This window comes from Methanosarcina barkeri str. Wiesmoor (assembly GCF_000969985.1).
GTDB classification, from domain to species: Archaea; Halobacteriota; Methanosarcinia; order Methanosarcinales; family Methanosarcinaceae; genus Methanosarcina; species Methanosarcina barkeri_B.
The window spans coordinates 4,181,981-4,204,101 of the sequence record NZ_CP009526.1; the positions used below are offsets into that span (position 1 = coordinate 4,181,981).

The window sequence follows — 22,121 nt, forward strand, 5'->3', positions numbered from 1 at the left end:
TAAACTAGAACGTTAAATTTACATTAAGAAGGTCAGTATTAAAAACAGATACGGAAGATCCTTCTTACCAGCAAGGATTTTCCTGACTGATATTTATAAAGGCAAGGTTTATGAGCATATCTTGCCTTACTTATGGAATAATCTTATTTTTACCAATTAAAACTGGTACCATTCTGCAGGCATGACAGATCAAGATTGGGAATCTATACAATTATAGGCAGTGTGCCTAATCTTCTGTGAATTTTACTCTATACCCTATTCTTCTTTTTTGATTACTGCTCCATTACTATATACCTGTTTCCTGTAATCCATTCATCATTTATATCAATAAGTATTGAGACTACCAGTCTCAATACTTATTCCTGGTTCGGAAATGCTCTCACAACTCTGCTTCTTCTTTTTATTTCCTTGTTAGTTCTCTCCATCATATTTGTTGTCCTTATTCTTCTCCAATGACTCTGTGTGGAAACTGCATGTAGTTCATCACATCATACTGAAAATGTTCAAGAGTATCAGCTGCACTTTTATATCCCATATTATCCAGTTCCCTTATCAAATCCTGTAACTTCTGACGGTCTACCAATGCTTCTTTTATTTTCTCTGATACTTCTTTCTGTTTCTTTTTTGGAACCTTTTTTAGAACTTGTCTTCTCAGATGAACGTGACACATCTGCCAGCTTGATCCAATAAGGGATTCTCTCACTGCTTTTTGTATTCCTTTATGACCATCAGAAACAACTAACTTTAAGCCTCTTAACCAAGGTCTTCGAATAGATCTTACCAGAATAGAGAGTCTTCACTGTCTGCCAATCTTACTCCAAGAATCTCACGTAAACCATCATCTCTAATTCCAGCAACTACAAAAAGAGCTTTATTTTCATAATGGAGTCCATCTCTTACTTTAAGATAAGTCGCATCAACAAAAAGGTAAGGAATTTCATGTTCTATTGGCTTTGAGAGAAATTCTTCAACTTTTTCATCAAGTTCTTTATCAAGTTCTTTAGTAATTCTAGAAACAGAAGAGGCTGAGATTCCCTCTACTCCTAAAGCAGTCATGACCTTTTCCACCCGTCGGGTGGAAACTCCTTGAAGGTAAGATTCCGCTACATCAGCTAATATGGACTTTTCAACCCTGGAATACTTTTCAAATACTTGAGTTTCAAAAGGAAATTCACGGAACTGAGGCTTTAACAATTCAAGTTCTCCATATTTGGTAAGGAGAATTCGAGATTTGTAGTCGTTTCTACTAGCTTTTCGTGAATCAGTACGCTCATAACGTTGTGCACAAGATTGGAGGAGGGCTTCCTCCTCCATGACAAGATTCAAAAACCAGGTAATTAGATGACGAATTCCGTCTTCCTGATCGACAAGATACTCTTTGATGAATGAGAATAGATTAACCATTGACTCCGCCTCCTATTTTTTGTGATGAAGAAAAAGGATACAGAGTCAATCATAATTTACAGAACTTTCGCTACACTGCCCAGTGGGTACTGTCAAAGTCAGGTTAAGATGAAAAAATTAAGATGAAAAAATTAAGATGAAAAAATTAAGATGAAAAAATTAAGATGAAAAAATTAAGATGAAAAAATTAAGATGAAAAAATTAAGATGAAAAAATTAAGATGAAAAAAGCGGAAGAAAAAAAGTTCTTATTCCGAGCCTGCCCACATCATATAGGCTTCGACTATTTCCTGCCCTTCTAGAAATACCAGCTCGTGTTCTTTACCATACTCTTTTGAGTCTTCTTTGGAGAGAGCCTTCCCATTATTGTCGTCAAGCATCTCGCAGACTACCATTGCAGGGGTAATGCCTGCCATACGGGCAAGAGCAACTGAAAGTTCGGTCTGGCCTTTGCGCTCGTCCAGAAGTCCTTCAGCAGCCCTCAGCAGTGCAACATGCCCAGGAGTTCTGAATTCTTCTCCAAAATGGATTACATCTCCGGACAGCTTTTTTTCCGTAATTTCCCCTATTTTTCGGATAGTAAGGGCTCTTTCGTTGTCAGGGATGCCGGTTCTGGTCTCCCTATGATTGACCCAGAGAGAAAAGGAAGAATGAGCATCATATTTAAGATCGCCTTCTTTCTCTGCGATTTCTCCAAGCACATCACTGGTTTTACTGGCTTCACGAACGAGTTCAGCCATAAAAGGCAGCCTGAGTTGTTTTGATGCTACAGGGTCCACTGCCACACAGATAAGGCCGCCTGCATCTTTTCGCATCCATTTCACGTCTTTGAAAGTGACCGCTTTTGCAGGAATTACAAGATCAGTTTCTCCTTCCCTTGTGTCCGAGTCGTAAATCTGGATCATTTTTCCGGCCCTCAGGGCTTCCAGTGCCTGGTTGATATTCTCATTTCTGTACGTAAGACATTCGTAAACCGTACTTCCGCTCATTTCTGATTCTCCGTACCCTGTTTTTTTAACTGTACCACAACTCTGTCCCCATCCTTCAATTTCAGGGCGTCTCTTAACTTTATAGGCGCGATAATCTCAATCAAATCCGATGGGTAGTGTGTTCTTTCAGGAACGACTACAGCAGCTTCTATACTGCCAACGACAACTGGATAGCATTTTCCGCCTCCGAATGTACGTTCTCCGTCATTGAAACCTTCGACCCTGATAGCCGGTGTTTCAAGTAATAGGTTTCGAAGAGACGAACTGCTTTCTGAAAGCTGTACGTTCAGAGTCCCAGGAAAAGGTACAAAATGCAACTTTTCTTCAAATTGCTTCCGGTATCCGGGTATATTTACATAATACTGGCCTTCACCTAGGCCCTTGAGTACCTTTCCTTCAAGTTCGAGAATATCGAGGTCTGGGGAAAAAATTCTGCTGTAATCGACGTATTCGTTCTTAAGAACTTCAATTCCTTTGTCTGTCATTTTTATCAACTGGCCACCGGGAACGATCTTCCTTTCGATCAGCCTCTCATCTTCCAGCTGCTTTAGCTTTCTTGCCGTGGTTTTGGAGCTTGCCCCAGTATGCTTTTGAAACTCGCTCGATGAGACCTTGATGATTTTATTTATTGCTCCTATAAGTGCGAGTTTTTTAAGGTATTTAATGTCAGGCACTGTCGGCACCTATCTTAATTTTGAGATGCATCTCAATTCTGAGATGTTATATTATGAATTCCGTTATAATAAAACTTTTGATAGCAAATTCCACTTGATAACTCTCCAGGAAACTTTTTAGTATCTTCTGAAGTCGCCAAAGTTTGACATCAATTTCAATGGCAACTGACAACAATAACTCAAAAACTCGGAAAATAACAAACTAGATTTATCATCTTATTGATGCATAGTTTTCTGCTTTTTGCCTGGTATAGCTGAAGGTTTTGAACTCATTTTTTTAACTTCATGCCTCTATTAGTCATTTCAGTTTCTACATCTTCAAGCAAGGTTTTTAGATCGACCATGACTTCGGTTAAATGAGAATCAGAAGTATTTACGAGTCCTTCATCAACTGCATGCCTTATTCGTTGTAACATTTTTATTCTTTGATAGTTGAGAGTATTGGGATCTAGAGATATAGAATGTTCAAATTTATGATCTACCATTCTTTTTAACTCCTCACATACTTTTCAGTAATTACAGGAACGTGATATACATAAATATATCAAAAGAATCAAAGAACGAATTTAGAGAGGTAGTCTTTTTTGTACTCTCTTAAAGTCATTTTTGTTTGAGAATTGGAAGTTCCTCATATCACATAATCTTAACCATATTAGGTTTAAGCAGTTCAAATTTGCGCCATTCTTTTCAGATTTCCGTTTTCATATTTTCGAATTCTCTGCAGGAACAACTTTTTAAAAGAATGCCCATTTGAGTGAAGATTGACTGTCTTGATGATTTCATAGATATTAGAAAGCTTATACTTAATAATTTTCAGCCGATATACTTGAGACAAAACCATGGGTTTCTTTGTCCGTTTTTCTTCCATCCTCATTACCTCTATATCGCCTGACAATACGTGGGTAGATGCAAAGTCTTCGGTAGATGTAAAGTCTTCGAGATAATATATTTTTATTTAGTGGTGTGTATATAAAATGTTTATTTCCCGAAGACTATACAGAACCTTATAGTAATCTCAAATCAGGATTTCCTATGAAAAACTTTGTCATCAATATAAAGTTTTTCATGTTTTATGCATGAGCCTTTGGTTCATGAGAGTTTCTACAGAGTAATTTGAGTTTCGCTCAGAGCAATTTTTTTCCTGCATCCGGGCCGGGAGCACACTGGAAGACCCCAGTAATCTTGACTTCTATCAGAGTTTTTGCAGGAAGTCCTGGTTTTGCTGTCTGCACAATTGACCTCATTTTTTCAAACTTTTCCCCAGTATCAATAACATCCGCTTTACCTTTTATTTGGAAGCAGCCACCTGTATCAGGGCCCCAAACGTAAACTGCAACATTGGGATTTTCTTTTAGGTTTGCCAGGGACTTAAGCATGAAATTATCTGCAATCCAGATTGTTTCGTCATCCACAAGCTGGCAGAATCCTATAGGTACAACATTCGGAACTCCATCCTTTGAGGCCGTAGCTACAGGAAAGATCTTCACCTTTGAAAAGGCAGTTTTCATGTTTTCATCTAATTTTACCATAATATCACAACCAAGAGGATTGTAGTATATATTAATATATTTAAGCGTCACAATTCTGTATCGAACTTTTTTTTGTCTATTTTAGTAACCTTTCAATATATAAAATTTAAAAAATTTCTAAAGCTTTGAGCTAATATACAATATCTTTCTCAGGGAGGTTAATACTGATGGTTTATCTCAACCGGTCTGACATCTGGTGATGTTGTAGATGAATATATACGAATGGGAACACTTCAAGATCAATTCACTGCAACTTATTCTTCAAGTCCTGGAGATAGTGGTGCTCCAGTATTTATAGAAGGAAGCACGGTAAAACTTGTAGGAGTACATAAGGGAAGGTGGGGCAATTATGCAGCTTTCTCACCAATGAGTGGAATAAGACAAGATTTAGGGATAACCCCATTGATCGCCTGAACATAGTAACTCATCCAATTGAATAGATAAGCTGATCTTTTAAGGTAACTGTTCAGCCTACACAAACGTGTCTATTGATATTGATTCTAGTGAAAGCAAGGAATCCAAGAAATAAAATATGGAAAAGGAAGAAACGTAATCAATTGCGAACAAATTAAGAAAATCAATTTACAGAAATTTGTCAATTGAATTATAATAAAGATGGCTATTGATTCCGTTTTACATAGGCTGAATAGTTACTTTTTAAGTTATTATTACCTTACTCCATCAAACGTAGGAAATAACTTATTTCACATACCATGATATTGATTTTAGTTTCCAACAGGAAATTCAAAATAAATTTCAGATATTTTCTATCAATCGTTGCCGAAATCTAACAGAACGAGTTAAGATTTGGACCCATTGATATGAAGAATAAATCATTTAGTTGATTTCCATGTGAAAAGTGGAGTTAAGGTTTTAATTTAATTGTATTGAATAAACTGAGTAGCGGATGCAATTATTTACATGCTAACATAAGATGAAGTCTCTTCAAAAGCAAAAATAAGTCAAAAACTTATGGATAGGCTTTATTATTGCTTGTCTCATTATATAATAATTAGTTGCCGTGGAGTTTGGATAAAATATAATTTGGGGTTGGTATAATACTCAAGAAAAGCAAAACTGACAAAATCTTAACGCTTAAATTATTGATACTTATGTTATTTCTTTGTGTATCATTATCCTGTTCTGCAAGCGCAGGTGATAGTAAATTGAATGATTCTAAATATAATGGACTCTCTGATCCCTCTATACAAGAATTTGCAAACGACTCCTCGTTCATAGCATACAGAGGAATCTTACCTGAAACAGTTGACCAAGCGTGGGAAAATTCAATTGCTAATTGCTGGCTAAATCTCACCCTTATGGGGCCATTTTATTCAGAGCTTGACAACTCTATAAATAGCGTTGCCACCAACAATAAAATAATAATAATTGAATTAAGTCCTTCATATAAAGAAGAAATGAATGATTCCAGAATTAACAAGATCTATCAAAATATTACTAATTATTGCGAACAGCAAGAAGGTATAAGTGACATACCTGTGGTCTTTATGTGGGCACAAGTCAAAGAAGATTTTTCGTTATCAGATTATGGTCCTGAATCTTTTGAAGAAGCTAAAAAATTGTTTCCAGGATTTATAACTGCTCGAGGAACGATGCCTGAAATTCACCAGGAAGAAGAAAAAAGTGAATGGGTAGATTTACTTACTGAGTATAGTCGTTCTAGTTCTAGACCTGCAGGAATTAATCCATATTTGACTACATTCGGCGGTCCAGTTAATAGTTTTGGAGCCCACATACATGGATATTTAATAGTAGGTTTCGAGGAATCCACTGCAGGGAAAGTGAATGAATCAGTAATTGATGAAATATATCAAGTAATAGATGAGCACTTTAAAAAGAAAGGCATCAGTGATGTACCTGTAGTTTTTACTTTCATACGCATAACGGATGATTTAGCACCAGCCAATGAATCATACATAGATGACGAAACTGTTGCTATCAAAGACAAAGACGGAAATTATATAGATGTAAGCAAAAATGAGATCGATATCAACAAAGATGGAAATCTTACAATTAAAGATAATAAAACAAAACAAAAAACTAATGGGACAACCAATCAAACGTCTGGATTTACTTCAATAATGGTTATTTTAGGGATTTTACTGTTGTCGGTCATCAACCGTTTATAATGATATAGGTGTACCTACGTGGTGAGAATTCGCAGAGTGAATTTCGAAAACTGGTTAGAATGCATCACTCACCACGTGTATACTCTAAGACTTCAAAGAATCATAAGAAAAATTTATTTGCTCTTTTCAAGTTTTTCAATGATGACATATGACATGAGTTTACTATTTTCCTCAAATCTTGAAGATGAAAAGAAAAAATTCAGTGAAGAATTGAGTATATACAGAGAAAAGCAGGACAAATTAATTGAGGAATTTAATGAATCATAAAAAAGAATATAACGATTTAATTTTTCCTTAATATCTTCACATTTTAATCACTCACCCCAGAACCCTTCGTCTGTGTGCACTTCCTCAATATGTGTTTTCAAGACCTTTAAGTAGGAGACCCGTGACTTCAGTCGTGGGAGTAGTCACTTTTATTAAACAAACTCTTTCTAATGGAAAAAGTAAACAAAAATAATCAATGTATCAGTTGTGAAATGGTATTTAAAGGCAATATATTAATTTCTGTTTTTATATTGATGGAAATTTGGATAGATTACTGTTTCTAAAATAAGGAAAAAATTTAATAAATTGGGATAAAGATTATCGTTCTTTTTATCGCCCTCTTTAAATTCAATTAAATTTGAAAAATATTATAAAGCCTATCTCTAGGGAAAATGTAGCCGGAGAAGTTAAGTATTTAGTATCTTGAATCCATCTATTGATCATACCATGACAAGAGAAATTGAAGTTGAGTGCCCTTCATGCTCCCCTGAAGAAGAGGTAGGGCACGAGGTTCTTAAAGAGGGGCAGAGTCCGCTTGTTCGCTGTCTGGAGTGCGGGCAGGTGCATGCAGTGAAACTTAAACCCCCTAAATCCGTCAGTTTGAAAGTGATAGTCAGTAAGATGGACATTTCGGACACTTACAAAACTGAACTGGATTCCGAGACAGTCCTTCAGGTAGACGATGAGCTGGTTGTAGACGATGAGGAAACAGGAGTAGTGGTGCCTATCCTGATTACTGCTCTTGATGCAGGAGGAAAACGAGTCCTGATTGCCCGGGCAGAAGATACTGAGACAATCTGGGGCAGAGCCATTGATGAAGTGACCATAAAATTTTCCGCACAGGCAGGGACTGAAAAAACCGAAGTTCTTGAAAAACGTGTGCCTGGCGATTATGAATTTGTCGTAGGAGCCGAAGAAAGAGTGGGGAATAAACGCCTTTTCATTAACAAAATCAAGGTGAGAGATGGGGCATTCCGATCTAGAAAAGGCGATGTTGTGCTTGCAAAATACGTAAAAAGGATTTTTGCGAGAAAGAAATGGGAAGGTTCGGGTCAGCGTGAATTCCGAAGAGGGCCGTGGTAAAGAAAAAGATAACAGGGAAAAAGAGGAAGAAAAACTCGAAGCAATGCGCAGGTACCTCGTAGACAATCTTGAGGCTTACCTGCTACTGAAAGATAACGTTCGCGAGGCTATGCTCCGTGTCCCAAGGCATAAGTTTGTTCCGGAATATGAGCAAAAAGCAGCTTATATGGACAGACCCCTTGACATCGGCCACGGGCAAACAATCTCTGCCCCGCATATGGTTGCGATGATGTGTGAACTCCTTGAACTTTCGGAAGGGCATAAAGTCCTGGAGATTGGAACAGGTTCAGGGTATAATGCTGCAGTGATGGGGGAACTCGTAGGAAAAAGCGGGCACGTGTACACGGTTGAACGTATAGAAGTCCTTGCGAATTTTGCAAGGGAGAACCTGAAAAAAGCAGGATATAACAATGTTACAGTGCTACTTGAAGACGGTTCAATGGGTTATTCTTAGTATGCCCCTTATGACAGGATAGCTGTGACGTGTGCAGCTCCTTATATCCCTGAACCTTTGCTGGAACAGTTGAAGCCTGGAGGCATAATGCTCATTCCTGTGGGAGATTATTTTCAAGAACTTTACAAAATTAAAAAAGACAGCAAGGGACGCATACATAAAAAGAAAAAAGGTGAGGTCATTTTTGTACCTCTTATTGGTAAACATGGCTTCCGAAAAAGCCTGGAGTGCTAAAAGTTCTGGTAAGAATAAGGTCTAACCTGAACTCCCGTTGCTGCTTCGATGCTAAAACTTGGTTGAAAGTTCTGATAAAAGAAGTCGAATCCGATCTTTAAGTAATATTTTAATATATTTAAAAAAATTAAATTAGGTATTAATAAGTTTAAAATCATTTATTAAATATGGACATCGACATTTATGAGGGCTTTGAGGAAATTCGAGTCAAGGATGTCTACATAGTTGATGTTTTTACAGACCCGACTCCTGTAGTGCTTCTTGAAGATCTTCAGGGAAATATGCTACCTATATACATAGGGCATCTCGAAGCTCTCTCAATAGGAAATGTGATTAAAAATATTTCTCCTCCCAGGCCTCTGGCTCATGACCTTATGCTCACTATTTTTAACAGGCTCGACGTAAAAATCGAGGGAGTCTTAATTGATGAAAAGGTGGATAAAATCTATTATGCCCGGCTCCTGATAAAAAAGGACAACACGGTCATGCAGTTTGACGCAAGACCAAGCGATTGCATCGCCCTTGCCCTGCGTGTTGGAGCCCCGATAAGAGTCAGAAAAAATGTGCTTGAAGGTTCTGAGATCGAAGTGTCAAGGCTTGAAGGTGCCCGGGTGATAAATATTTTCGGTTAGGTTCTATTGGAACGCTCGGATTTCTTGTGCAGATTTCTTTCCTGAGCTGGCGACTTTCGTTTACTTTCACTCACCTTTGTTTACTTTCACTCACCTTTGTTTACTTTCACTCACCTTTGTTTATTTTCACCAACTTTTGTTTACTTTCACCAACTTTTGTTTACTTTCACTTACCTTCACTTATCTTCTCTTAATTCCGATTTTAAAGTCTGCGAAAATTGATCCGTGGTCTTCGATCAGATACAGCAGGACTGCTGTTGATAGAAACTACTATCTAAAACTGCCATTGATCTAAGACTGCCGTTAATCCTGGACCGGTATTAAGACTGACATTGGCTTAATTTCAACAAGCTTTTAATAAAAGTTAAATTTATTATCCCATAGATGCTCACCAAAAGAATAATACCATGCCTTGATGTGACCCTTGACAGAGCAGGTGGCTGTGTTGTTAAGGGTGTTGAGTTTGTGGACCTGAAAGAAGCCGGAGACCCTGTGGAACTTGCCAAGCGCTATAATGAAGAGGGCGCAGACGAACTTGTTTTTCTGGACATTACAGCTTCGGCTCAAGGCAGGAAAACTATGATCGATGTGATCGAAAGGACTGCGGATGAGGTTTTCATTCCTCTTACGATTGGAGGAGGAATAAATTCCATTGATGCAATTCGTCAGATTCTCCGAGCTGGGGCAGATAAGGTCTCAGTTAACACCTCTGCTGTCAAGAATCCTGACTTTATCAAAGAGTCCTCAGATATATTTGGAGCCCAGTGTATCGTCACTGCGATTGACTGCAGGCGAAACACTGACATAAAGAATAATCCCGACAAAACTATTCTGGAGCTTGAAGACGGAACACCTGCCTGGTATGAGGTTGTAATTTACGGAGGCAGAGAGGCTACAGGAATCGATGCCGTGCAGTGGGCAAGAAAAGCAGAAGAATTGGGTTCCGGAGAAATCCTGCTCACAAGCATGGACCGGGATGGCACGTGTGCCGGTTATGACCTGCCAATTACGAAAAAGCTCTCTGAAGAGCTCGATATCCCGATAATAGCTTCAGGAGGTGTCGGAAACCCTCAGCACATTTACGAAGGATTTTCAATTGGAAAAGCCGATGCTGCACTTGCAGCAAGTATCTTCCACTTCAGAGAGTACTCAATTAAGGAAGTCAAAGAATACCTTAGAGACCGGGAAATCCCTGTAAGGCTTTAAAACTTAGGAAAAAGCAGAAAAAGATGGGAGTGGGGAAAACCAATTGATATCTCCGAATTCCAGGAACTGATGTCCAAGCTGTATGCGCATAATGACATCAATCACCTTTTTTCGGTCAAGCCTTTTAAAAGGGTTGATGTCCAAGCTGTATGCGCATAATGACATCAATCGCCTTTTTTCGGTCAAGCCTTTTAAAAGGGTTGATGTCCAAGCTGTATGCGCATAATGACATCAATCGCCTTTTTTCGGTCAAGCCTTTTAAAAGGGTTGATGTCCAAGCCGTATGCGCATAATGACAGGAAGAGAGGAGGTAAGGCTACCGTGCTCTGGCTGGTTGAGGAAACTGGAGAACTTGCCGAAGACATTCGCAGGGAAGAGCCCGAAAATATAGAAGAGGAACTTGCAGATTGCTTCGCCTGGATAGGGGACCTTCCCAATCTTTACGGCGTGAACCTCTAAGACGCCTTCCTTAAGAAGTACCCTGGTATATGCCCTACCTGCAAACAGAAGCCCTGTATCTGTACAGACTAAGTACAATAAGCTATCTTATTGAGGGGACTGATTTTCAAAAAGCTGATTTTCAGAATTTGTCTCTGGATCTTGATTATCCCGGCTTTCATTCTTCCGGAGAATCTTTCCGGAGATTTTTTCATATTTGCTTTCACATATTTTGAGATACTTTTTTATTTCTTAGAGACAATCTCTTATACGGAATTCGTATCTGGATTCTCCATTTATCGGGGGATATATATGTCAGAAGCCGAAACCATGGAATTTCTTGAGGGCTTGCAGTTGAAGATTCTTAATAACACTGACGAGGATCTTGTGCTCCAGGCTGAGAGAATTGAGAAAGGGAAATTCAAAAAAGGTCAACGTGCTCCAGCTAAAATCGAATCTTATGAGGAAAAGAGCTTTGAGCTTATTGCATGCGAAGGGAGCTGTGAAGGTGGAGCGGACATTGAAGGCTGGGTTAAGTATGGACTGGGGTGTACGGAAGGGTACTGCAAGATACACTTCAGGCACATGGGAAAAACAGATAAACTCAGCTACTCCTGTGAATGCCACATGCCTGATGGAAAGATGCTCTGTGAGGCTTCAAAAGATGCGAAAGCCGAGAGAACTGTGAGCTGTATAATAGGGCCGAGAGCATAATACAAAGAGCATATCATCAGGCTTGTTAGGCAAGAGTTCCTCGGGCTGGACTTTATTCGTTCCTTTATTCGTTCTTATCTATTTTTATCTTTTTTAATTGTCATCTTTTCACGAGTTTTAGCTACTGAATCCTTTAACTATTGAGTCCTGCAGACAAGAAATGTATGCCAAAGTTTAATTAAGGGCAGGCTCTCTAATCCTTTCGATGAAGCCTGAAAAACCGGAACTGCTTGCCCCGGCAGGAGGCCTGGAAGCTTTTATTGCAGCCGTAGAAAATGGGGCAGATGCCGTGTACCTCGGAGCTCGGGCTTTCAGTGCTCGGGGGTATGCCTCAAACTTTTCAGAGAAAGAGCTTGAAGAAGCCGTCGATTATGCTCACCTGAGAGGCGTGAAAGTATATGTAACCGTAAATACGCTACTCAAGGACGAAGAAGTAGAAAATGCCCTCAAGTTGCTTTCCTGGCTGAGAGAAATTGGAACTGACGCAATCATAATTCAGGATCTAGGGCTTATCTCTCTTGCAAGAAAATATCTGCCTGACCTTTCACTGCATGCGAGCACGCAAATGACTTTGCATAATAGCGAAGGGGTTGAATTCGCAAAAAAAATGGGAATAGAGAGGGCTGTGCTCTCAAGGGAATGCTCGCTTGAAGAGATAAAACGAATTAAAGAGAAAACAGAGACTGAAATCGAGGTTTTCATACATGGGGCTCTCTGTATATCCTATTCTGGCCAGTGCCTTTTGAGCAGTCTTATAGGGGGAAGAAGCGGAAACCGTGGTTTCTGTGCCCAGCCGTGCCGTAAAAAATACAGGCTGTACTGCGAAGGGAAACAAATCAAAACAACAGGCAGTTACCTCTTAAGCCCGAAAGACCTTAACACGACTGCAGGCCTTGGAGCCCTTATAAAAACCGGGATTGAATCTTTCAAAATTGAAGGCCGGATGAAAAGGCCGGAATATGTTGCAGGTGTTGTCAGGATTTACCGCCATCTGATTGACAGGTATATTGAAAACCCTGCAGAATATTTCGTTTCCGAAGAAGAGCAGGAAATACTTACCCAGCTTTTTAACAGGGGTTTTACTCAGGGTTACTTTTTTGAAAACCCGCGCTGGGAGCTCATGAACAGGGAAAACCCCCACAACCGTGGAGTTCTGGCAGGTACGGTTACCGGGTATGACAGGCGTTTAAACCGTATCCGCGTGAAACTTTCCCGGCCTCTTCGTCTCGGAGACGGGATAATGGTTGAAAATGCAGAAACCAGGTCAGAAGATAAAGGAAAAATCGTATCCTCAATGTATACCGGAAAAGGTCCAGTATACAGTGCAAGAGTAGGAGATACGGTAGAAATTCCTTTCGATTCAAGGGCACCCTCAGGAAGCACAGTATACAGGACGCATGACAAAAAGCTTATGGATTCCCTTAAAAAAGAAAGTGAGTCAGGAAGCCTGAGGCCTAAAATCCCTGTGTCTATTACGGCAATCATTGAGTCTGGAAGACCTGTCAGGCTTGAGGTAAAAGACAGGGATTCAAATACAGTAATAGTTGAGTCCGGGTATCTTGTCGAGAAAGCCGAAAAGCAGCCAACTTCAAAGGCCCGTATCGAAAAACAACTTTCAAAACTCGGAAACACGATTTTTGAGGCTGCTGAATTTTATGTCAAAATGGAAGAAGATGTTTTTATTCCTGTAGGGCAGTTGAATGAGCTGAGGACAAAAGCAATAGAGCAGCTTGAAAATCTGCGGATTTCCAGGTGGAAGCGGAAACCTCTTGATATTCTACAGTTCTACGACTCTGGAGAAAAGGGATCCAAAGAGAAGGAATCCGTAGAAAAAGAATTCGTAGAAAAGGAATCTGTAGGAAAGGAATCTGTAGGAAAGAAATTCGTAGAAAAAGAATCCATAGGAAAAGAATCCGTAGAAAAGGTGGGACAGGAAGCCAAAAAAACTATTCAAGAGCGCCTTTCTACATATCCATTGCTCTCAGTTTCCGTGTATTCCCTTGAAGGGCTCGAAGGAGCACTCGCAGGTGGAGCCGATAGGATTTATTTCGGCGAAGGGCTTTTTAGAAAGCCGAAAAAAACAGAGCAAGAAAATGGATCGGCAAAGGGACCTGACGCAGTTTTTGAGAAAGCAGTATTGGAGACTCAAAAGGCAGGCAAGAATATCTATTTCATTACTCCAAAGCTTGTTAAAGACTCCAGAATGGAGTCCGTAGAAAAAATTATCTCTCGTGTAAGGAAACTGGGAGCTGACGGGGTCCTTGTTTCAAATCTGGGAACCCTTGGCCTCGCAAAAACTGAGAAAATCCCTTTTATTGCAGACAGTCCTCTTAACATCTTCAACAGCCGCACTTTTGACTTTATATTGAAGGAAGGGGCTCAGATGGCTGTAATTTCTCCGGAGCTGACCCTTGAGGAATTAAAAAGCATTGCGTCTCATGGGCCTGCAGAGTGTATTATTTACGGCAGGCTTGAACTGATGGAGTCCGAACACTGCCTTATAGGCGGGCTGCTCGGGAACAATAAAGGTCAATGTAGTGCCCCATGCAGGTCAGGAAAGTTTACACTGGTAGATGAGAAAAACTACGAATTTCCCCTGCTCATGGACTATGAATGCAGGATGCACCTCCTTAACTCAAGATCGCTCTGCATGCTTGAATACCTCCCTGAAATCCTCGAAAGCGGGGTTTCAAGCCTCAGGGTCGAAACTCTGGGAATGGATAATCCAGAAGAGATCCGAAAAGTGACCCGAGCCTACAGGAGAGCAATTGATACTTACCTTGAAACCGGGAAAAAGGGGCAGGAAAACTGCGAAAAGCTTGGAAAAGGCTTTACTACAGGACATTATTTCAGAGGTGTGCAGTAAAAGTCGAATTGTCGGAAAAAATGGATAAAATGGTGAAGGAACTATGAAAAGACTGGAGAAAATGGAGGTCTCGGAAAAAAGAATTAAGGTTTCGGAAAAAAGAAGCCCAAAAATCTTTTTGTCTGGTTCGATCCGTGGAGGAAGGCAACTGCTTGGGACGTACAGGTTTATGTTTGATACCCTCGAAGAGGCTGGGGCTGAAGTGCTGAGCTGGCACGTTGCAGATCCTGAGCTGGAAAAAACCGAAATGAGAATGACAGAAGAAGAGATCTATGCTAGAGATATGGGTTTGCTTCTAAAAAGTGATGCCCTGATTGCAGAAGTAACAGTGCCATCCACGGGCGTAGGTTACGAAATCTGCAGGGCGCTTGTACAGAGAATTCCCGTGCTCTGTCTTTACAGCCCTGATGCATCAGTCTCGGCAATGGTACTGGGAAATCCGGACCATTTACTTGATGCAAGAGCTTATCCGGACAAAGCTTCACTCAAAAAAATTATCACTGAGTTTATCCTGGCTCTCTAAGGAATAAAGCTGATGTTATCTTTCTTTTTGAAAGAAACGTCATTGGGTATCCTGACAAGCCAGGAGTGTAATCTCTTTATGGCTCATGACCACATTATAAAACTCGGTGATAATTATAAATAAGTTGAACCCCTAAGTATGATTCATGGTAGTTGGAATTATAGAAGTTTTAGTACTGATTCTGGCAATCGTAGTGGCCTTTGTCCTGTATAAAGCCCTGAAGACCGCAACCAGCCTTACAATAAATGCAGTACTTGGGGTCTTAGTCCTTATGGCAGCAAAACTTTTGCTCGGACTTGAAATCGCAATTACCTGGGTAGCAGTTCTTGTCTGCGCAATAGGGGGAATTTTCGGGGCACTTGTTATAGTTGTGTTAAATTATCTGAAAATAGCTTTTGTATAATAGTAAACAGGCAAAAAAACCGTAGGGGAGACTAAAAGTTAGGGAGACTAAAAGCTACAGAGAGAATTTTGATAACATTTTTTCCTAATTTGTTTTTTGATAAAACTTTTCTACAAAGTTTTTGATAAAGCTTTTTTCCTAATTTGTTTTTTGATAAAACTTTTCTACAAAGTTTTTGATAAAGCTTTTTCCAAAATATTCTGAGAGGCGGAATTCAAGGATTTCGAAAGATTCCTTTTATCAGATGCCTTCTGTAAACTTTCCCTTTGAAAACTTTTTCTTTTATTACATCTTCCAGCTCTATAATGTCGAATCCCTTGAAAAGTGCTCTGATCTCTTCTTTAGTAAAATAGTGGTAGATTATTCCGTTTTGACGGGAAAAAGTCCTCTCCTCAAAAGGGGTTGAAGCTTCTCCTCCGCAGCGCATATCTTTATAACCGAAGGCCTCAAAGAAGAAAAAACCGCCCTTTCTAAGTATATAACTGAACTCTTCGACAGCGGATTTCCTTTCTTCTTTAAAGAGGTGCTGAAGTACCCCGTAACAGAGAATTCCGTCAAAAGTCTGGACTTTGAAGGGAAGGTCCGAGATACTTGCGCCAAGGTGTTCGGCAAACCTGTCGCTCCTTGAAAGCTGAGCTCTGGAACCTTTTAGAGCCGTTATAGAAATGTCAATCCCTACTGCATTGTAATGCCTTGCAAGTTCCCCAAGGTATCTACCATTTCCTGAACCTGCATCAAGAACTCTGGATCCTGGCAGAAGATGAGCCTGGATATTCCTGACAGGGGCAGGTCCGCCCCATTTCAGGTGGGTGTATTCTTTGTCCCAGGCAAGGAAATGATTTTTCGTGTGGTTTGCCTGTGAATCTTCAAGGTTAAAAGTATCCGATTTATCCATTTTTGCAATTTATCCATTTCTGCGATTTATAGTGTTTATGCCTGTTTTTCGGGGCTGTAGTTTGAGGCTTCTTCAAACCTTTCTACCAGAAATTCCTTATCAAACGAAGATAAGAACCATCCGGCTTTAGGGCCTGACTTCTGCCCGAGTAATGAAAAATAAATAGCCTTGAAAAGCTCCCTGGGATCCACTTGAGGAGCATGAGTGTTCAGCTTTTCTGCAATCTTTCTGTTCAGTTCGGAACCCTCATCCTTTGCAGAATAGACCAGCATATGGTATTCTTCTCCACTAATTTCGCCTCTGGATTCAATAAGGGCTGCAAAGGCTGAAAGAAAGGCTCTCTGAAGTTCTGATAGGGTTGCTGCCTGTACAGGCACTTTTTCTTTCACTTTAAACTTGGCAAAGGGCGGAGCATAGAGTTTTAGCCATTTAGATACGTTATCTGCCAGTTCTTTTATACACTTTTTATCTTCAGTTGAAAAACCTGAACGTTTTACGATTTTCAGTATTTGGGCAAAATCTCCCCTTGCTACCTGATATATAGTCACCATCTGCTTGAAGGGAATTTCAGACTGGCAGATCCCGGTTGCCCTGGAAAGTTCATACACTCTTTTCTGAAAAGTCCCAAGTGAAGGATCATTTTCCCTGAACTGCGTCCTTAGTCGTTCGTATTCGTCCACAAGGGTGAGGAGAGGCTGTCCAGGGTCGAACTGAATGTGTTTTTCAGGTTTTGTGCGGATGATCAGGTAGCGAAGAACCTCGGGTGGTATGATTTCCAGCATGTCCGAAATCGAGATAACGACTCCTGTAGAAGAAGACATTGCACCCTGCTTTCCGAGCATTATCCACTCATAGACAATTGGGTATGGCGGTTCGTGCCCGAAAATTTCTCTTACTATTCTCTTTCCGGTATCGTAAGAACCGCCTTTTGAAGCATGGTCTTTTCCGAAAGGTTCGACAGTCACCCCTAAAACTGACCAGCGGGCAGGCCAGTCAACACGCCAGGTAAGTTTTCCTCCTCCTGCCATGGGTACGATTCCGGAGTGACCACATGCACAGACATAGTCCACGGTTTCAGCTTCCAGATCAAAACCCGTTACCTTCGTTGTTGTGATCTTTCCGCATTGATTGCATCTGGGATTGAAAGGGCTCCAATCCGCGGCTACAGTTTTTCCCGATACTTCTTCCAGGATTTTTGCAATAGCATCTCTTTTAACAAGGGCGGTTTTTATTGCTTCGGTGTATTTACCTGTCTTATACATCTCGTCTGCCCTGTAAACCTGAGGGTTAATGCCAAGTCGCCTGAGGGCTTCCAGGAAAGGTTTCAAGAAATGCTCGGCATAGTTTGCGCAGTTTCCACAGGGGCAGGGAATTTCGGAGATGGGCTTTCCCACATGTTCGACGTAACTTTCGGGAAGGAATGGGTAAACCTTGCGCAGGGGATCATAATTGTCAGCAATATAGATAAAGTCAGCATTCGCTCCTTTATTACTCAGAGCCCTATAAACAGCATCGGCAGTTACGACTTCTCTCATGTTGCCTATATGGATGTTCCCCGACGGAGTGATACCTGTGGCAACAAGATGTTTGCCGCTTTTTTTTAACACGTCTTCGGCTATGACGTCTGCCCAGTGAATTGTGTCAGCCATATTTCTCACCAGAATCAAGCTTTTTCAAAAAAGCTTGAACGCAAACCTTTTCAAAAAACTGTTTGATCGCAAGCCTTTTTAAAAAAAGGCTTGAGCGAAAACCGTTGGAAAATTATTTAATTCCTGATAATTATTGCAAGCCTTTTCAAAAAAGGTGAGCGAAAAACTTTGAATTCCCTGCATAATTATCTTTTCAACTAATAAACCTTGGGCTGGAAGGCAAGGAACCGGAACCTGTTTCTGTTTTTCTTTTTTTGGTAATAAAAAATGTAAATAAAATCGAAATGAAAAACCATATGTAAAAAATAAAAAAAAGGAGAAAAATTAATGGAGGTTCAAAGGCAAATTAATTCAGGAGTCTGCAGATTTACGGAGATTTAATCTGGCAATTTAATAAGTAATTCAAGTAAACTTTATTTGCCAATAAATAAAAGCATGTAAAAATATATAAATATTTCGAAATGGGTAGAATATGCGGATAAATGGTTCGTATGTTAAGACAAGCTAGGTGAAAACAACATTAATTTATATAGTCAGAAGAAAAATCCTAAAAAAGAAGTGGACAGTTGCGAAACTCTGAAAAAATGGAATAGAACTGGTTAACAATATTCTTGTCTGCTATCATCTGTGTCAAGTATGGGAAAATTAACATTAAAAAGGACGTTAGATATTTCTTAATAATACTTTTTGTAGCTTTAACAACTACCGAATCAGTAAGTTTATCTCTCGCCAGCTCTAGACGCAGATATCCCGCCAGATACAGCAATAGCTAAAGGGCAGGTTACAGTTGAGGATTCGATGGCTGTATCAGGAAGTAAGTGAACTCACAAAAAATAGAAACAACAGCAGGGGGAGGTGGTCGCTATTTCTCAAGGAAGAACTTTTCGGACCTGCCTGAGAGGTTTAATAGTTGTTTTACTACAGTTTTTTGGCAGGTCCGGGTTTTTAAAGTCTGGATCTTGTTTATCCCTGCTGTGGAGGAACATTCAGGCTTCTACCTGAATTCTTTTTTAAGCGATCTGCTTTCTGAAGAGGTTGCAAGAATTAATCTTAATATCGAGCAACTTTTCGATGTTCATCTTTGCAGCAATACCTTTTGCAGCGCCTGGTACCGACGTTATAATACCAATATCGAGTTCTTCACGCAGCTCGCGCATAACGTGCTCGTCTACGAGGTCCATCTGGTCGACACCAAGTTTCTTTGCGACATACTCTTTTGCTTCACCTATGCGCATATTCTTTGAGAACTCCATTCTTGCAACAAGGTCTCCTGCAGCTCTCATTCCTGTCATACCTGAAGCCATTATGTGTGCGATCGGCATACCCATTGGGTCGCCGACCCCGATCTATATGCCGTCTACGCCCGCAATTTCTACCATTGCTTTGCTTGCCCTTGTGACTGCATCAATAGGAGGCGTTTCAAGCATCGGTATTCCGCCAACTCCCATTCCCATGTCAACGTGACAGGGTATTGGAGATGCTTCGACGGCTGCCTTCATGAAAGTAACTGCACGGGCAAGGTTCCATGCCGAGGTTTTGCTGGTATTGGTGTTGCATACTGGTCCGAAAACATTTGCTCCGGCTTTTGCAACAAGTGGGGCCTGCTGGTGAGGCCAGAGTCCTGCAAGGGTTACGCCGTCATACTGAAGGTTTCCGTGCATACCAAGTACGCATTCCCCGGCCATTCCTGCTTCAATATACATATCAGGGAACTCTTTTCTGAGGGCTTCAATCGCATGGAGTGTACCATACATGTCACCGTCGCCTGCTGCACCGGTTGTGTCAAAGTTGACACCATCAGCACCAGAGGCAAAGAGTTTCTGCATTACCCAAACTGTGTCTCTTGTCAAGTGTTCTGCAGCGTGTTCCATTGATTCCCAGGCTTCTGGGATCTTGAAAGCCTTCATGAGGTCGCCAGGGTTCTCAAAGGGACCATCTGGTGTATAGTAAAGCCCCATATTGGGCATTGCACCGTAAAACAGTGGAATAATCATGTTCTGTTGGCAGACTTCCATTGCCTGGCACTCGTTTGATACGACAGGTTTTACAGGCTTGAAACTGTAATCAATGTGCCCGAGTTCCATTGTGTCAGCACCAAAAGCCCTCTCATGCGTCATGCAGCCAACTAAACGGCTGGAAGGAATACCAACACCACTGTTTCCCTGGTCCCCATCAAGCCTGATAGTGCCGATATCGTGTGTTACAGGAACTTCCATACCCTGTTCGACACTAACGGTCTTGCCAGGCATCATAAGGATCTCTGCAAGCTTCTCCATTTCATTGGCGTTCAGAGCAGGAATTTCACCAAGGTCGGCAGCATTTGCAGTTCCGTCTTCGATCTCTGCAATTATCTTTTCTTTGGTAAGGTAGATACGTTTACCGTCTCCCATACGCAAAGCATATTCAGTTGCCATTTTTTTCCTCCTTTCTATTTGTCTCTAATTCATAGTTCGAAAATTGTATTCTGGGGTTCAGAATTGGGATACAAAGGTTCTGGCTTGCCAGAGGGCTATTACCGCCAGAATAAGGATCAAAACCATCCACAGGATCTTTGCTTCTGGGATGAAGGAATTGGCCCAGTATGCATTGTAAGCTGCTAGAGCCGCTGCTGTTTGTGTCATATTTAATCCTCCGTTGAATCAAACATACCTGAAGCAGGCATCAGAGCCTCGAACTCTGCCGAAATCCGTTATTGTGTACTTGTGCAGCAGAAAACCTTTTTTGTAGATCCCATCATCATCAACTTTCTGCTCTATATCTTTCAGCATTCCTCCAGACGCCAGTTCAATGATGTCAAAGTTAATGCTGTCTCTCTGGAAATTACTCTTCATGCCGTACTCTTCCTGAATCTTTGAAACGATTTCATAGTTCCAGTGTTCGTTCCCGTCCAGGAAAAGTTCCAGGATTCTGAACTTGATAGGACGATTTTTGCTCACTTTACTCACCTCTCAGAGTTTCAAGTTCACTTGCGTCTTCAGTAAACATAACGAAACTTCCAGCGATACAGAGAGCACCGCCTATAACAATAGTCCAATCCGGAACATCTCCAAAGAAGAGGAATAAGAAGATGATTGCACAGAGTCCATAGAGGTTTCCAATTCCCTGGCCTCTCCCAACTCCTATAAGTGGGAAAGATTTGTACCATGTAACGTAGCAGAAACCAAAGGTGATACCTGCAAAGACCAGAATCAGTATGGTCAAAGGGTCAAATGCCTGCAGTGCAAACGAGTACATCGGAAAGCCCACAAGTGCAAGAATTGGCACAATGATGATCCACCAGATTATGTTCTCACCAAGGAAGTGAAGAGTCAACCCGGCATCCGGTTCTGCAATATCAAGACCTTTGCCTGCAATTGCACCTTCAATGCCCCAGCCGGCAGCCGCCATCAAACCTCCGAGATATCCTATCCAGGGGACGTTACCTGAAGAAAGTTCAGTAAAAAGTCCACCGCCGTAAATAGAAATACCTCCCAGAACGATGACTGCAATACCGACTGCTGCCCTCTTGGAGATCTTTTCTCCATACCAGTAGTAAGCAAGAATCGAACCCACTACAGGGTAAAGAAGACCTGCAACAGCTGCAAATGATCCCCCGATAAAGCCCATAGCAATGAAAGAACCTAGAATTGCCATAGGACCACCGAAGATAGAAGCAAGGAAGAACCATTTGGAGCAGGGATGGAATTCCTTCAGAGTCCTTACAAGTTCTCCGTATTTTCCAAGTACTCCGTTCCAGACCATAAGTGCCAACATGACAGCCAATGCATTAAAGGCAGTAATCAGTACGGCAGTCACAACAAGAGATATGCCGTCTCCACTTGTTTTAGCAATAGCACTACTCATTTCATCAAAAGGGTTAAGAACCCAAACCACGGTTCCTGGCAAATACCAGATTCCCCAGAATATGGCACAGAAAAAGGCCCACATGTACCCTTTACTGATTTTTCTTTTACTTTCCTGTTTTTTTAAAGTTTTCAAATCCACGAAAACTCCCTCCATTTTTCAGAACGCT

At 40.8% G+C, this 22,121-nt stretch carries 19 protein-coding genes and 3 pseudogenes; 11 read left to right on the plus strand and 11 right to left on the minus strand.

Translation table 11 applies throughout. From position 1 onward, the window contains the following. Positions 1-272 precede the first annotated feature (272 nt). From MSBRW_RS17150 to MSBRW_RS17175, 5 genes and pseudogenes are all read right to left on the minus strand, one after another. A pseudogene (locus MSBRW_RS17150) lies at positions 273-1,453 on the minus strand (IS256 family transposase). 198 nt (positions 1,454-1,651) lie between these two features. Then, the gene (ribB, locus tag MSBRW_RS17155; RefSeq protein ID WP_011306521.1) at positions 1,652-2,392 is read right to left on the minus strand and encodes a 3,4-dihydroxy-2-butanone-4-phosphate synthase; all 741 of its coding nucleotides are present in this window, start codon (positions 2,390-2,392) and stop codon (positions 1,652-1,654) included. After that, the gene (locus MSBRW_RS17160) at positions 2,389-3,066 is read right to left on the minus strand and encodes a winged helix-turn-helix domain-containing protein/riboflavin kinase (protein WP_011306520.1); all 678 of its coding nucleotides are present in this window, start codon (positions 3,064-3,066) and stop codon (positions 2,389-2,391) included. The genes ribB and MSBRW_RS17160 overlap by 4 nt, the downstream gene beginning before the upstream one ends. A gap of 269 nt (positions 3,067-3,335) precedes the next feature. Beyond that, entirely contained in the window at positions 3,336-3,551 is a 216-nt protein-coding gene (locus MSBRW_RS17165) for a hypothetical protein (protein WP_048102703.1), read from the minus strand. A gap of 639 nt (positions 3,552-4,190) precedes the next feature. Beyond that, on the minus strand, positions 4,191-4,595 hold the full coding sequence (locus tag MSBRW_RS17175) for a pyridoxamine 5'-phosphate oxidase family protein (protein WP_011306519.1): 405 nt from the start codon (positions 4,593-4,595) through the stop codon (positions 4,191-4,193). A 222-nt stretch (positions 4,596-4,817) separates the two neighbouring features. Here MSBRW_RS17175 and MSBRW_RS17180 point away from each other — a divergent pair, with 222 nt between their 5' ends. From MSBRW_RS17180 to MSBRW_RS17235, 11 genes and pseudogenes are all read left to right on the plus strand, one after another. Beyond that, complete coding sequence (locus MSBRW_RS17180) at positions 4,818-5,009, plus strand: chymotrypsin family serine protease (protein ID WP_048102701.1); 192 nt, start codon at positions 4,818-4,820, stop codon at positions 5,007-5,009. A gap of 752 nt (positions 5,010-5,761) precedes the next feature. Beyond that, a complete protein-coding gene (locus MSBRW_RS17185) occupies positions 5,762-6,745 on the plus strand; it encodes a hypothetical protein (protein ID WP_230669836.1) in 984 nt (327 codons plus the stop codon). Between the two features lie 714 nt (positions 6,746-7,459). Next, positions 7,460-8,095, plus strand: coding sequence for an HVO_0476 family zinc finger protein (locus MSBRW_RS17195; RefSeq protein WP_011306516.1), 636 nt, complete (start codon positions 7,460-7,462; stop codon positions 8,093-8,095). A 43-nt stretch (positions 8,096-8,138) separates the two neighbouring features. Then, a pseudogene (locus MSBRW_RS17200) lies at positions 8,139-8,783 on the plus strand (protein-L-isoaspartate O-methyltransferase). 167 nt (positions 8,784-8,950) lie between these two features. Continuing rightward, positions 8,951-9,415 (plus strand): bifunctional nuclease family protein, encoded by a 465-nt coding sequence (locus MSBRW_RS17205; protein ID WP_011306514.1) that lies wholly within the window; start codon positions 8,951-8,953, stop codon positions 9,413-9,415. A 384-nt stretch (positions 9,416-9,799) separates the two neighbouring features. Then, positions 9,800-10,621: an imidazole glycerol phosphate synthase subunit HisF gene (gene hisF / locus MSBRW_RS17210; RefSeq protein ID WP_011306513.1), complete on the plus strand. Its 822-nt coding sequence runs from the start codon at positions 9,800-9,802 to the stop codon at positions 10,619-10,621. Between the two features lie 270 nt (positions 10,622-10,891). After that, entirely contained in the window at positions 10,892-11,080 is a 189-nt protein-coding gene (locus MSBRW_RS23700) for a MazG nucleotide pyrophosphohydrolase domain-containing protein (protein ID WP_230669838.1), read from the plus strand. Positions 11,081-11,371: 291 nt separating this feature from the next. Beyond that, a complete protein-coding gene (locus tag MSBRW_RS17220; protein ID WP_011306511.1) occupies positions 11,372-11,773 on the plus strand; it encodes a hypothetical protein in 402 nt (133 codons plus the stop codon). Between the two features lie 205 nt (positions 11,774-11,978). Continuing rightward, positions 11,979-14,639 carry a U32 family peptidase gene (locus MSBRW_RS17225; protein ID WP_011306510.1) on the plus strand — a complete coding sequence of 887 codons (2,661 nt, stop codon included), beginning with the start codon at positions 11,979-11,981 and terminating at the stop codon, positions 14,637-14,639. A 43-nt stretch (positions 14,640-14,682) separates the two neighbouring features. Continuing rightward, complete coding sequence (locus tag MSBRW_RS17230) at positions 14,683-15,162, plus strand: nucleoside 2-deoxyribosyltransferase (RefSeq protein ID WP_011306509.1); 480 nt, start codon at positions 14,683-14,685, stop codon at positions 15,160-15,162. A gap of 145 nt (positions 15,163-15,307) precedes the next feature. Next, on the plus strand, positions 15,308-15,565 hold the full coding sequence (locus MSBRW_RS17235; RefSeq protein ID WP_011306508.1) for a pro-sigmaK processing inhibitor BofA family protein: 258 nt from the start codon (positions 15,308-15,310) through the stop codon (positions 15,563-15,565). A 214-nt stretch (positions 15,566-15,779) separates the two neighbouring features. On the opposite strand, the gene MSBRW_RS17240 is transcribed toward MSBRW_RS17235, so the two are convergent. The 6 genes and pseudogenes from MSBRW_RS17240 to MSBRW_RS17260 form a co-directional block, all read right to left on the minus strand. Further along, positions 15,780-16,460, minus strand: a complete 681-nt coding sequence (locus MSBRW_RS17240; RefSeq protein WP_011306507.1) for a class I SAM-dependent methyltransferase — start codon at positions 16,458-16,460, stop codon at positions 15,780-15,782. Between the two features lie 35 nt (positions 16,461-16,495). Next, positions 16,496-18,109, minus strand: coding sequence for a lysine--tRNA ligase (gene lysS, locus MSBRW_RS17245; protein WP_011306506.1), 1,614 nt, complete (start codon positions 18,107-18,109; stop codon positions 16,496-16,498). Between the two features lie 1,010 nt (positions 18,110-19,119). Beyond that, positions 19,120-20,523, minus strand: a pseudogene (mtbB, locus tag MSBRW_RS17250) ([dimethylamine--corrinoid protein] Co-methyltransferase). A 57-nt stretch (positions 20,524-20,580) separates the two neighbouring features. Further along, positions 20,581-20,730, minus strand: a complete 150-nt coding sequence (locus tag MSBRW_RS23095) for a hypothetical protein (RefSeq protein WP_196298009.1) — start codon at positions 20,728-20,730, stop codon at positions 20,581-20,583. Between the two features lie 18 nt (positions 20,731-20,748). Further along, positions 20,749-21,045, minus strand: coding sequence for a hypothetical protein (locus tag MSBRW_RS17255; protein WP_011306505.1), 297 nt, complete (start codon positions 21,043-21,045; stop codon positions 20,749-20,751). 1 nt (position 21,046) lies between these two features. Further along, the gene (locus tag MSBRW_RS17260) at positions 21,047-22,108 is read right to left on the minus strand and encodes a DMT family transporter (RefSeq protein WP_196298010.1); all 1,062 of its coding nucleotides are present in this window, start codon (positions 22,106-22,108) and stop codon (positions 21,047-21,049) included. Between the last annotated feature and the right edge of the window lie 13 nt (positions 22,109-22,121).